The 12,301-nt window shown below is 42.2% G+C and carries 11 protein-coding genes and 1 tRNA gene; 5 read left to right on the forward strand and 7 right to left on the reverse strand.

What is annotated here, in order from left to right; genetic code table 11:
• Positions 1–2: 2 nt before the first annotated feature.
• Positions 3–1,280, forward strand: a complete 1,278-nt coding sequence (locus tag ABIB59_RS13530; protein WP_354035913.1) for a capsule polysaccharide biogenesis protein — start codon at positions 3–5, stop codon at positions 1,278–1,280.
• A 177-nt stretch (positions 1,281–1,457) separates the two neighbouring features.
• Here the strand turns inward: ABIB59_RS13530 and ABIB59_RS13535 are convergent, their stop codons facing one another.
• From ABIB59_RS13535 to ABIB59_RS13545, 3 genes are read right to left on the reverse strand one after another with little or no spacing between them, the layout of a single operon-like run.
• The gene (locus tag ABIB59_RS13535; RefSeq protein WP_354035781.1) at positions 1,458–3,716 is read right to left on the reverse strand and encodes a capsular polysaccharide export protein, LipB/KpsS family; all 2,259 of its coding nucleotides are present in this window, start codon (positions 3,714–3,716) and stop codon (positions 1,458–1,460) included.
• A gap of 11 nt (positions 3,717–3,727) precedes the next feature.
• Positions 3,728–4,399: an ABC transporter ATP-binding protein gene (locus ABIB59_RS13540; protein WP_354035783.1), complete on the reverse strand. Its 672-nt coding sequence runs from the start codon at positions 4,397–4,399 to the stop codon at positions 3,728–3,730.
• A complete protein-coding gene (locus ABIB59_RS13545) occupies positions 4,396–5,172 on the reverse strand; it encodes an ABC transporter permease (protein ID WP_354035915.1) in 777 nt (258 codons plus the stop codon). Before ABIB59_RS13545 ends, ABIB59_RS13540 begins: the two co-directional genes overlap by 4 nt.
• A 1,167-nt stretch (positions 5,173–6,339) precedes the next feature.
• Here ABIB59_RS13545 and ABIB59_RS13550 point away from each other — a divergent pair.
• Positions 6,340–6,415: transfer RNA gene (locus ABIB59_RS13550), tRNA-Ile, on the forward strand.
• A 180-nt stretch (positions 6,416–6,595) separates the two neighbouring features.
• Here ABIB59_RS13550 and ABIB59_RS13555 read toward each other — a convergent pair.
• Positions 6,596–6,850 carry a hypothetical protein gene (locus ABIB59_RS13555; protein WP_354035785.1) on the reverse strand — a complete coding sequence of 85 codons (255 nt, stop codon included), beginning with the start codon at positions 6,848–6,850 and terminating at the stop codon, positions 6,596–6,598.
• Between the two features lie 533 nt (positions 6,851–7,383).
• Here ABIB59_RS13555 and ABIB59_RS13560 point away from each other — a divergent pair.
• Positions 7,384–7,938, forward strand: a complete 555-nt coding sequence (locus ABIB59_RS13560) for a hypothetical protein (protein ID WP_354035787.1) — start codon at positions 7,384–7,386, stop codon at positions 7,936–7,938.
• A 360-nt stretch (positions 7,939–8,298) separates the two neighbouring features.
• Here ABIB59_RS13560 and ABIB59_RS13565 read toward each other — a convergent pair whose 3' ends face one another.
• Positions 8,299–8,622, reverse strand: a complete 324-nt coding sequence (locus tag ABIB59_RS13565) for a DUF1889 family protein (RefSeq protein WP_039078157.1) — start codon at positions 8,620–8,622, stop codon at positions 8,299–8,301.
• A gap of 722 nt (positions 8,623–9,344) precedes the next feature.
• Complete coding sequence (locus ABIB59_RS13570; RefSeq protein ID WP_354035789.1) at positions 9,345–9,821, reverse strand: hypothetical protein; 477 nt, start codon at positions 9,819–9,821, stop codon at positions 9,345–9,347.
• Positions 9,822–10,426: 605 nt separating this feature from the next.
• On the opposite strand from ABIB59_RS13570, the gene ssp4 reads away from it, so the two are divergent.
• Positions 10,427–11,389, forward strand: coding sequence for an Ssp4 family T6SS effector (ssp4, locus tag ABIB59_RS13575; protein ID WP_039078159.1), 963 nt, complete (start codon positions 10,427–10,429; stop codon positions 11,387–11,389).
• A 62-nt stretch (positions 11,390–11,451) separates the two neighbouring features.
• Entirely contained in the window at positions 11,452–11,982 is a 531-nt protein-coding gene (locus tag ABIB59_RS13580) for a YoaK family protein (protein ID WP_165157961.1), read from the forward strand.
• Between the two features lie 52 nt (positions 11,983–12,034).
• On the opposite strand, the gene ABIB59_RS13585 is transcribed toward ABIB59_RS13580, so the two are convergent.
• The gene (locus ABIB59_RS13585) at positions 12,035–12,295 is read right to left on the reverse strand and encodes a hypothetical protein (protein ID WP_079497083.1); all 261 of its coding nucleotides are present in this window, start codon (positions 12,293–12,295) and stop codon (positions 12,035–12,037) included.
• Between the last annotated feature and the right edge of the window lie 6 nt (positions 12,296–12,301).

Here is a 12,301-nt window from a genome sequence, read left to right on the forward strand (position 1 = left end):
TGATGCAAAATAATACCGTTAAGACATTACTCGCTGGGAAAAAATATCTGCTGTTGCAAGGACCAATGGGGCCTTTCTTCAACGATGTCGCCAACTGGCTGGAGACGCTGGAACGCGAAGCGGTAAATGTTGTATTTAATGGTGGCGATCGTTTTTATTGTCGACATCGTCAGCACCTTACTTATACACAAACGCCGAAGGAATTCCCGACCTGGCTGAAAGAGACCTGGAAGGTTTATCCATTCGACACCATCTTGTGCTTCGGAGACTGCCGTCCATTGCATAGGGCGGCGCATGCCTGGGCGAAAGCGAAAGGTATTCGTTTCCTGGCTTTCGAAGAGGGCTATCTGCGGCCTCATTTTATTACACTTGAAGAAGGCGGAGTGAATGCTTTCTCCCCCCTGCCCCGTGATCCTGATTTTTACCGGAGCTTGCCAGATTTCCCGCCCTCAGAACCCCAGCCACTGAAACCGTCCTCAGGCCGCCGTTACATCCACGCGACATGGTATTATCTTATCGGCTGGCGTTATAGACACGAGTTCATGCATTATCGCCATCACAAATCTTTTTCACCATGGTACGAGGCAAAATGCTGGGTGCGCGCGTGGTGGCGTAAGCAATGGTATGGCTGGAAACAACGTGGCGTAATGGAGACGCTGCAGACGACATTCGATCAACGCTATTACCTTGCGATTTTGCAGGTCTATAACGATAGTCAGATCCGCAACCATAGCCCATACGCTGATGTCCGGGATTATATTAACGATGTGATCTTCTCGTTTGCACGCAAAGCGCCGAAAGACGATGTGCTGATCATTAAGCACCACCCTATGGATCGCGGGCATCGTCTGTATGGCCCGTTGATTAAGCGGCTGAGTAAAAAGTATGGCGTGACCAATCGCATAATTTATGTCCACGATTTACCGATGCCGGAATTACTGACGCATGCCAAAGCCGTGGTGACTATTAACAGTACGGCGGGAATTTCAGCGTTAGTGCATAACAAACCGTTGAAGGTGATGGGCAACGCCCTGTATGACATCAAAGGGATGACATATCAGGGACACTTGCACCAGTTCTGGACGGCAAATTTCAAGCCGGACATGAAGTTGTTTAAGAAATTTCGTGAGTATTTGCTGGAGAACACGCAGATAAATGCGGTGTATTATACTAATAGCTTAAACTATAAACACATCCATTTATTTTACAAAACAGAAATTGGAAATAATCAATCCTCTTTTTTTTGTTCACGCGAGCATTCAAAATTGGACATAAAATAAAACCCGACGAAGGTAATAATTGAACAATCACTATTGAATCATTTTCTTCTTAACCTTCACGGCTTTTTATGCCAGGAAAGTTTTTGCACCCTCCGTTTAAAAAAGCCATTCTGTAGTAAGCGTTATGAAATAAACCACAAAGGGAATAATAAAATTAAAAATGGGTACAATGACATGTCATTTTTTTAAAACTTTAGCATTACTCTTTCTGTTTTTGATGGCATCTTTAAAAAAACCACCTGGAGCTCTTATCAATTTCCTCACTTTCCTGCTAAATTTTCCAATCTTTTTCTTATCTTCCTTTAGATTATTTACTTTAAGCTCGGCACTATTTCCCGAATTACTTTCAATATGTAATTTGGATTCTTTAACGATACTATTTTCGACTAATACATTTGTTCCATTGGATTTTGCATTAGATGATTTGAGTGTTTCCTTAATTTTCTCACGACCACCAAAAGAGTAAAAAAGCGGCGCATCCAGACTGATCCCTTCCGCAGAGGATCCTAAAATAATCGTTTTATTATTATAGTTAATTTTATTAAATAAAATCTCATTAATAATTTTCCGTTCTGTACCATCACTTGCTTTTGTTTTCTTGTAATTTGATTGGCCAAATGAGTAGACTCTATTAAGCATATGCCAATAGAATTGCAATACTTTTCTTTTATCAACTAGCAAATCTTGATTAATGAGTTCTTGAGCGTGCATGGCATCAAATGCAGGAATAGCTAAACCTTCGTGTGCATAAAAAGCGTCAGACGCACAAATAACCGGTTTCATAAAAGCAAGGGAAATTAAACCAACCCCAGAATTCATTAATAATACTTTATCTGCCAAATCAATTAGGTCATGTATATGCGTATCATCTTCTGCATATAAGACACCATTTATTCTAGGAAGATCTTTTTCTAGAGGATGATTCTTACAAATTACAACCCATTCTTCTTTGGGAAGGTTTTCAGCTATATATTCAACCCAACTCTGAAATCTACCAACTGATCCAGCAGCACCTGCAAAATAGGTTGTAACGGTATCCGTTGGTCTTTGAAACGGCACGAATAACACTTTCCGATCACCAATCTGGTATAATTCTTTTAAAAATCCAGATGTTTTTCTCGGTGAATTATGTTCTAATGTGTGCTCGCCATTCCTTAAATTGAAAAGATAATTTTCAACTTCATCTTCTTGTTCTTGAGTTAATTTTCGTTGCCAGGCCTCTGGCGAATAACTTTTACTGTCGTAATTAAACCCATTATGATCTAAGAACCACGAATCTGGCAGAGCACCACGATCAAAAACAACAAACGGAATATTTCTTTCTTTAACACCTGCATATAATGCCAAACGGTGCTCATTTCCATAAGGATTTAGGAAGAATACTCTATCAATTTCATTTTTACTAATGTAACGAAATAATGAATCAATATTAGAAAATAAGTTCTCAGACATAAAAACCAAACTACCAAAAAGTGGAGTTAAATGTCTTATTGCTTTGAAAGTACGAGATTTTGTATCAATTAAAAATAACGTTTTACTCTTAACATTAGCGTTACTTAAAGGAAAAGGTTGTTCTTTATCCTGATCAAATTTCTTCATTAGATTTTCTAATAAAGAAAAATTCCTTTGCGTTTGATGATAACCCGGAATTGATCTCGTAGGGTGCCACAGATGCTGAAAGAAGATCCCCCGATTAAAAACATCTATCCCATATAAAGCAAAATAAGCTCTAAAACCACGATAATTATCAATGCTATTTGATTTGGTATTATTGTAATAATCCGCAGTCTTGGGGCCTTTAGCATAATAGCTGCTAAGCCTATGTAATACATCATAATCTTCTGCACCATGACCATAAAATTCTCTACTATGCCCTCCAATAGCTAAATAGTGATGTTTATTAACCACCATCGCAGAACTGCCATAAGCGGGAAACGCTACAAAATCTTTATGTGATTCATAAATTTTTCTATGTATATAGCTATTTTCACTACATTCTGAATTATGAGAAGAAGATAAAGTCTCTTTAGTCCCATTCTCAGTCAGGAAAAAGACAGGAACGCAAAAGAAATCGTATATTGAATTAACCATATCTCTTGCCAGGACCTCAGTATGGATACGTTCATACATATCTTTGTTTCCAAAGAAATCAATATCGTTAAATAAAACGACATTATCTTCTGAATATTGAACCCCTAAATCTCTAGCATGGCCTATGCTAAAAATTTGAGAGCCCGTATCAATATCTAATATTTTCAAATGAGAATGAGAACCCAATCCCTTTAAAATATTAGAGAATTTTTTAGGGGTTCCGTAATTAACAATGAGAATATTAAATTTTTCAGATGGAATGTTTCCGATAATACGACTTAGCCTCTCTTCAGCCTGGTAAAGTCCTTCGGTAATTCTTAATGGTATTATAACAGTAACTTTCATATTCATTTTACCTAACTGTACTTACTAACATCTTTTGTATATGTATCAATCGCATCACCAACATCTTCGAAGTAAGTTACTTCATTGCTTCTTCCTATATAGATTGCTATATCGCAATATTGTTTTAATAAATTTAAACTATGTGTTACCATTAAAAAATTGGAATGTCTCCGCTTTGAGTTAAATATATCCAGGCATTTTTTCTTAAATCTTGCATCACCAACAGCTGTAATTTCATCAACCAGATAATAATCAAATTTGAAAGCCATACTTAACCCAAACCCAAGACGAGAACGCATTCCTGATGAGTACGTTTTTATTGGCATATCGAAATATTTACCCAACTCGGCAAATTCTTCTACAAAGGTGACTTTCTCTTTTAGCTCTTCTTTTTTTGCATATAACCGGGCAACGAATTTCACATTTTCTCGCCCCGTTAAGCTTCCCTGAAAACCACCAGAGAGCCCTACAGGCCATGAGATTGAGCTGTCAGTAACAATTTTTCCACTATCGGGACGATCTATACCACCGATCATTCTTAATAACGTCGATTTACCTGCACCATTACGCCCTATCAACGCAATACTTTTCCCCGATGGCAATTCGATGTTTAAGTCTTTAAAAACGTAGTGCCTTCCTTTAGGAGTTCGATATGATTTAGTCAGGTTTTCTATTTTGATCATGAGGTTAACATTGCCTCTTCGCGTTTATGATAAACTGCCAGACCTAAAAAGAGAGCAACCAGAGCGCAAAGAGCCAAATAGTTCAAACTTACGCCTTCGCTAACGTAGCCTGCAACGACAGATTCCCGGCTTAACTCAACAGCATGAATAATGGGGTTCCAAAGTAGATACGGCCAAAACTCCTTCGGAATGGCATGAAGTGGAAACATGACGCAAGATATAAAGTAAAGAGGTTTGAGAACGATTGGTAAGAATTTTTCGGCCTCGGGAAACGTTTTTCCAAGGACCATAAAAATCAGGCCAAAACCGAAAGCGAAAAGAATAAGTAGACTCCAGGTAAGAATTAGAGTGAGGATACTAGTAATTGAAATTTTTTCACCAAACACTCCTACAATACACATAAGAACAATATATACACCGCTGCATATAAGTGTTTCGAGTAATGTACGAGCAATAATTGTATCAACGGGCTTTACTGGTCTATAATTAAATAACCCTTGGTTAGCCTCAATAGCACCAATAGATCTCGTAGAGATATTACTAAATAAAAAATAAGGAATTAACCCATTCAGTAAAAATACTGGAAACGAAATATCAGGCATAGTGCGATGCATAATATACCCAAAGACTGCTAATAAAATAAGCAAATGTGCCGCTGGCTCCAGTATCGCCCACAGATACCCCAAACGGTACTTACCAAATCGCGTTTTAATCTCGCGCAGGAACAGCGCTTTCACAGCCGCTTGCTGAACTTCTAACCCACTTCTGACCATTAGTGATGCAACCTTGATGTCATGAGACACGCTACCGCCCCTGGCTTTAGCTACCAGCATGCTCGGGGATGCGTATAAATAAAAATTAAAAATTTATCTTGCTAATTTTTTAACCTGGCGAATTTTCGCATTTTGGGAATGAAATTCCTGACAGGAAGGTAAAGACAAAAGGATAAAAATTGCGGGTATCTTCCTGATACAAACTTACTGAACATCCAAATCAGCTATAAATGTAGCGAGGTATCCGGATAGATCCTATAAGTTATAATCTATTAATATAACGATATTAATTAATAAGTTCTATAATTATAGAAGCTCGTTCGAAAAATTAATAAAATCTTTTAATATCAGTTAGTTAAAAATATTTAAAATTCACAAAACGAATAACTTGGAAATATTTAATCATTTCATGAATAATATTGATATGAAAAATATTTCATGATGTTTATTCCGCCTGCCAAACTTATACATTTTTACAACCAAAACATATTGCATTTAACATTGAATATGCATTGAGCTAACGTATTACGATAAAGGATAATTAAGAACCTCATTAATCACCTAACTTGAAAAAAAGACAAGTTGATGGTTATTTAAAATAGATTTCATTCATTAGTTGTAGTGATGCTTTAGTGCAAAATTTAGTTTTATAGCGCCTCACCAATCACGTGGCGGGTGGTTCATGATAAATCTTGTATGTTGTTCTGTTTAGGCTGCTGAGCTTTCGAAGCTCCCAAATTTGAGTCGCATCGATAGTAAAATGTTGTCGTCTTCGGGAGTCTACCTGCGCGGCATTCTCTTCAAAATTTCCAGAGTACGGAGCAATGAGTACCGAGAGTTAAGAGTCATCATTATGTTTAAGCAGACTTCACCCGTTTGAACGTCGCTCATACTACCCACTGCCATCGGCTTTTAAAGCCGAACCTAAGCCACACAGGATCTGTTGATCTTCCACCGCTCGTTGTATGTGTTCCGTGGGGGTTGCCAAAATTCATTCTGTAGAAAGCAACGCGCAGCCCTGGCACAAGAATATCGAGGCTATCTATTTCCCCGATGTTGGATGCGGAACTTAAGTATAAAGGATTGATAATGCGTTGTTTATAAAACAGCCAGATGGAATGTTGATGCTGGATCGCCTGGAGAAGTTACTTTATAATTGCCCGCCACGGCCCCTTAGCTCAGTGGTTAGAGCAGGCGACTCATAATCGCTTGGTCGCTGGTTCAAACCCAGCAGGGGCCACCAGACAAAACAAGGAGTTAGATGAGAAATCGTCTGACTCTTTTTTCTTTGGATGCAATCTGGGTCAGGTAAGGAATTGCCCCCTACACTCTTCATCCCGCTGCAACATCCCCGGATAGGATCAGTTTTCCGTCAGCCCGCGAGGGTATGGAATGAAGTGGAAGCAAGATTATTAGATATTGATTAACGGCTGGATAGGGATAAACGCCGGTTAATTTTTGTTATTAAGAAAACGGTAAGCACACCGAGCAACGCAGACATCAATCCAAGAAAAATCAGCACCGAGAGAGTATGACTGAAAAGCCCACCGAGGCTTGTGAAATCGCTCAGCCGTGCGAATTGCTTAGGCGTCATTACACGTATCACTATTTCCGGGATAGTTAGAAAGAAAATAATCACGACCAAAAAACTAATTACCGCGTTTCCATGTTTTTTCATAGCGTTCCCTGCCTGGCCCGTATATTGTGATCGATTATCAACTGACTGTTTCACTCATGCTTAACCTGAGTTAAAGCACAATAAACTTTTCCAACGACATACACGCCAATAATTCCGATAAAGATGGATGACAGACCAATGAAAATCATCGCCGAGAGGAATGGACTGAATAAACCATCCAAACTTGTAAAATCGCTAAGTCTGGCAAGTATGTCATTCGGAACCTTCCTTAAGATGACCTCAGGAATTATTAGAAAAGAAATAATTGCCGCTAAAATATAAATAAGAATTTTTCGATTTTTTTTCATTCGTAACGTTGCCCATGTTAGCGACTATGATCAATCATTAAATATTAATGTTACAACAATGCAAATGGAAATGGCAGAAAACTATCTTAAATTGGAAACTCCGTCAGATAGAAGGATGGCATTTGCTTTAACTAAAGCGTTAAGGGAGATCCACGCCAGTCATATGGAGACCTCGCAAACGTTAAACTTGGCAGTCAACGGCTTATTAACTATGGCTCCTGCTTAGTGCCTGACGAGTACTACGGGAGTACGTGCCATGAGCAATGGAGTGAAGATAAACGTTTGTATTTATCTTTGTTAGAAATATACAAAAGAAACGATGTCGTTCTTGATATGGTTCAACTCTATTTCCAAAAAACATTCAAGCGTCTGGGAGATGAGAAAAGTAATACGCTGGTGTCCTATATAAAGCAGAAAATCGGAGAGAAAGCATATGAAGCTGCTGATCGTTCAAGCAAACTAGCTCTTTCTCTGACAATTGCTAAATTGATTGTAAGTAGCAATGATTTTCAGGAATCTTATATTAAGAAAGTAAATGAAATGTCCACTTGGTTTGTGAAAGCTACGGCATTGTATGCTAAAGTTCAGATAGCTGCATTAGCAGCAAATAAACTGAAATTTCAGGATGCGGAATATTACCAATTACTTTATCGAGAAAAGCTGGAAATGCTATACTTTCTTATTGAACTTCAAATGCCTAAAATAATCCATGAAGTAGAGTCTGGCAGGAACAACGAGGAAGTCATTGGCGACGCTTTATATGAAATATTGAAAAGATGAAGAAATTATTATTATTCTTGTGGGGAGCCCACTCACACTTAGTACCCATCGCACTCATTCTTGCCGGGGCATTTTTGTTTATTCAGTTCATTCCCAGCTATTCAGGGATACTTACTTTTTTATGGTTTATTATCGTCTCTTATTTTTATATCAAATATAATCGCTGGTATTAGCACCGCATTTATTACAGCTAAAATGCTCCTTCGTTGGCAGATTGAGTATGCCGGAAGATCTCTAAATGTGAATGGCACGATTATGCGGATACTTACACCAGCAGGGGCCACCAAATTCAAGGGCCTAAGTGAAAACAGAGGCCCTTTGTCGTATTAAAATCCATGTGAGAAGCGAACTGAAATGCGCTTAACTTGCCGGGTCAAACTCGACGTTCACCCGCGCGCGCAGCTCTTCCTTCATATACGAAGTAAAGTATTCAGGGTTTTTAATCACCACGCGGTCAGCGGACTCGATTTTATCCGCCCATCCCGCCACTTTTTTTGTGAACTCCGGGTGCCACCCTTCCCGCTCCCCTCGCGCGATAATCTCCTCGGCGTGAGCTGGAACACCAAGCTCTTTCAGATACTTAAACATCCCCTTCACTGTACTCTCATCCATGGAATGTGGTGTTGAGGCTGATGTGTTCATACCGCCAATAAAGTCCAATGCTTTCTCAATTACTGTTGGCATATTCGTATCCTTAAATTAACCATCTAATAATCACCTCTTCACTATGACCTGAAATGGCGAAGAGTCTGCAATTGATGGTCAAATCTGTTACCTGGCCCCAAAATCAGCTTCACATGTGACGTTTTTCTGCGCGATGACGCCCCACACAAGCGCAAAGACTTTTCCTCATTGACCAGGGGCCGGGACTTTAGCGCGTTAGCCCACGCCAGTCATTGTGGTAACGGCCAGTACAGTCCTCAGGAAGGGTACATACAACACAATGCTCTTATAAGGCTTACAAGTATGCTGAAATATCAGGTAAGTTAGTCCTCCACCTGACTATCGCCAGGCGGGTATGAAGTAGAGGGACTATCATGATCGGTAAAGCTTTATATGAGTTATTAAAAAAATGAAGCAGGCAATTTTATGGTTTTTACAGTCATATATCTATTTAATCCCTTTGGCCCTTATTGTGGCAGGGGCATATATCTTCGCGAGATTTATACCTGATTATTTTGGGATACTGACCTTTTTGTGGCTTATTATCGTCTCATTTTTTTATATCAAGTATAACCGCTGGTATTAGTGTAGCTGGCTCTGGTTGCGATCACGATTTGAGTCGATATTCGTCTGGTATAAGATGTTCAATGGCTCGTGCGGGGGTTCACGGTTATATTCTGACGGCCCTCTTTCCGTGATAACCCACACTTCATTCAATGTGCTCTTCATTGCCCCTTATGTGCTCACATAAACGCCGTATCATGCTCCCGGCTGTACACGTCCCGCACGAACTCAACCCATGATGAATCTGCCGTTGGCTTACACAGCGCCTTCCAGAATACCTCGTCAAAACAGCCCGTCAGGAAAAGATAGCGACACACATTCATGACCTCATCGGGACGCCATTCACGCGAACTGCCAATGCCCATCAGGTCAGACTCCAGTCTGCTATACGTTAAATTATCCTCTTCATCTGCCCATGCCCGGTTAAGACGTTCATAAATGGATGCGCCCTTCTGTGCGCTGACCTCAAAAAAGTCGCCATATAATTCATGGGGAAGATACTGATGTTCGCCACCCAAATCATGCAAAAACGGATAAACACCGGACTCCCAGGCAAAGATGTACGCGTCGGTATATTCCTCGTGATGCTTACCCAAATGCATGATCTGAATTCGCTGCTGCGTGAACATGGCTTTCATTATGTGTTGATCAGACATCGAACCTGACTCCTTTTCAAATGCGAGAATAATTTTCGGCTCTAAGGTAATGCACAATGCACCAGGCCGCCAGCGGTGAAAACGTGGCGGCGTGAGCGTTTTGTCTATTTTGAGAATTAGCCCCCAATCCCGCCCGGAATAGGCTTACTGCGCATCTGCATTTGCAGTTATGTTAATGCCGCTAAAAAAGTGTTTTTCCGTTGCTAAATAGATTGCCGCATCTTAATTTCACCTCGAAATTATTCATATAGAAAATACCCTATCTCATCACGCTGAAAGGATAAAAGCCCATTTTTTGGCGGGGTGAACTTTGCCTGTTCGCTGTCTAAAATAAGGAATCTCAAGGTTTCCTTTACCATTCGCCAGCAAAAACGGCAAGATAAAAACCAGAAAGAGAACAATTAAATCAGAAGGTTATGAAAAATCTGCATGTTTTCAGTTGCGCCAGACAGTACATGATATTTAGCTATTTTCTTCGTCTGGCCTGAATAGTGTGCGGCGAAATAAACCTGTACACCGGAAAAAAACATCTGTTTGTTAGCCCTGGGAGTCCAGGAATAATCCTGGATTAATACTTCTGTACTCATCATTACAAGGAATGAAAAATGACGCTGCCCGGACTCAACCCCGAAGCAAATATGCCTGGCTATGATTTTGCGCGCTTTAGCGGTAAAGGTGCGACAGATTTCAATTTCGATGCGCTTGGCGCAGCGATGGACTGTACACGTGATTTTGCGCAGGCTGGAATTATCTACGCCGATGGCACGGAGCGGTACCTGGTGCGCCCCAGCAAACGTCACCCGAATGGACAAAGCGGCATCGTAACGCATGTGGTTGTGACAAAGCCTCCCGCACAAGGGTCAAAAACCACGGTGGGTAAATCGTTGACCGACGCCGTCTCCGCAACCTCTCTCGGTCCGGAAATCGCCTCAACCGTCCTCTCCTGCGGCGCAATGATCATTACCGCCGGGGTGATGGCCACCGCGGGCGCCGCCGTCCCGCTCACTGCAGGAGCCAGCGGCGCGCTGGTCGCCCTGGGCTATGCCGGCGCCGCTGCCACGGGTCTGCAATGCATCAACGGCCTCTACCGTTTATATGACCTGGTGGAGAATGGCGGCGAAGATGTGGCCTGGCTGGATTCGCAAGGTTGGTATAATGCCACCTCTACCGCGCTCGATCTTATCTCGCTGGCAAGCGCAGGCGGCGTACTGAAAGAGGTGGTCACGACGTGGCGCGCAATGAAATCCGTTTCGTCGTTAAAAGCGTCTCAGTGGCTGAAAGAGTACCCCCGCCAGGATCGCAAACGCCTGACGGAGCTCATCATCAAGCTGCAAAACCCTGGCATCAGTAATAAAGAAATCAAAGCCCTTATCCGCGCAGGCATTTATCCTAAACGCTTCCCGGTCGAGCCGGTGCAGGTGGAACTCGCCCGGCAACTGGGTAACCTGGTGACCAGTGCGGCGGCGCTGGCGGGAAGCGCAGTGAGCGGTGTCGTCGCCTCGCCGGGCAATATTCCCAAAACAGGCCGCTATATTGTGGGCACCATTCAGTCACTGGCGGTACTGTAATGCGCCTGGCCACGCTCATTTCCGGATGGCTTTTTTGTGATCTACTGGCCCATGGAAGGGAGATGGAAAAGGTTATTGCCCGTGGCGATAACAGCCTGTTGCAACATTCAACGCCCGAACTGGAGCGCTGGTTTGATAAACCGCCATCTGAACTGCCCCGGCAGAACGGATTTCCTTTGGCGTTTGTGCTGTTGTTGTTTCTGGTAGCCTTCGCCTGTAATTTACTGACGCTGATGGCGATACTGCCAAAACAGACACCGCCAGTCCGGGCGCTTATTTTCTTCCTGCCCGCTATCCTGTTTATTTTCAGCAACCTGACCGCCACCTATATGATCGCACGCGGTAAAACATCCGGGCTGGCCTGGTATGGCCTGGTGCATGGCGTCCTTACCGTGCTCAGTGCGCTGCTGCTGGTGTTTACCGTGCTGGATGGGCAGACGCATCATGCGGTCATCATGCTGGTGGCTCTGCTCATCATGCTGGCCTGCCGCTATGTGCTTAATGGACGCGGGTTTATTTTATTCGTGCTCTACGGTCGCACGCAGCGTATCGCAACACTATCTCGCGGAATGCGCATACGATCGGGCCAATAAGGACAAAAAAGCCGCCGGTGCGTAACGCATGGCGGCTTTTTTAAGCTGATGGCTATAAGCCAGTGCTAAAGGTAATCAGTCCGAGCACAATACCGGGCGAATTGGCTATCACAATCGGCCAGTTTTTCCTTTCACTCAGTAAACCGTACGTCACCCACAACACGCAGTTCACGGCGGCGGCCAGCGGTTGTAGCGGGTTAGTTTTCACCCCGTGCAGATTATCCAGAATCAACGGTATATACGAGATATACATAAAACAGCAGGCAATGGTCGCCACCCAGCCCACAACAGCATGCGCTCTTGCGTACAACATCACGCT

Source organism: Citrobacter sp. UYEF32, from assembly GCF_040546205.1.
Taxonomy (GTDB): Bacteria; Pseudomonadota; Gammaproteobacteria; order Enterobacterales; family Enterobacteriaceae; genus Phytobacter; species Phytobacter diazotrophicus.

Excerpts from the sequence above, each read along its gene's own strand:
- ABIB59_RS13545 (WP_354035915.1), bottom strand. The coding sequence starts at position 5,172 with ATGGTCAGAAGTGGGTTAGAAGTTCAGCAAGCGGCTGTGAAAGCGCTG.
- ssp4 (WP_039078159.1), top strand. The coding sequence starts at position 10,427 with ATGACGCTGCCCGGACTCAACCCCGAAGCAAATATGCCTGGCTATGAT.
- ABIB59_RS13585 (WP_079497083.1), bottom strand. The coding sequence starts at position 12,295 with ATGTTGTACGCAAGAGCGCATGCTGTTGTGGGCTGGGTGGCGACCATT.
- ABIB59_RS13535 (WP_354035781.1), bottom strand. The coding sequence starts at position 3,716 with ATGAAAGTTACTGTTATAATACCATTAAGAATTACCGAAGGACTTTAC.
- ABIB59_RS13565 (WP_039078157.1), bottom strand. The coding sequence starts at position 8,622 with ATGCCAACAGTAATTGAGAAAGCATTGGACTTTATTGGCGGTATGAAC.
- ABIB59_RS13555 (WP_354035785.1), bottom strand. The coding sequence starts at position 6,850 with ATGAAAAAACATGGAAACGCGGTAATTAGTTTTTTGGTCGTGATTATT.
- ABIB59_RS13570 (WP_354035789.1), bottom strand. The coding sequence starts at position 9,821 with ATGTCTGATCAACACATAATGAAAGCCATGTTCACGCAGCAGCGAATT.
- ABIB59_RS13580 (WP_165157961.1), top strand. The coding sequence starts at position 11,452 with ATGGAAAAGGTTATTGCCCGTGGCGATAACAGCCTGTTGCAACATTCA.
- ABIB59_RS13530 (WP_354035913.1), top strand. The coding sequence starts at position 3 with ATGCAAAATAATACCGTTAAGACATTACTCGCTGGGAAAAAATATCTG.
- ABIB59_RS13540 (WP_354035783.1), bottom strand. The coding sequence starts at position 4,399 with ATGATCAAAATAGAAAACCTGACTAAATCATATCGAACTCCTAAAGGA.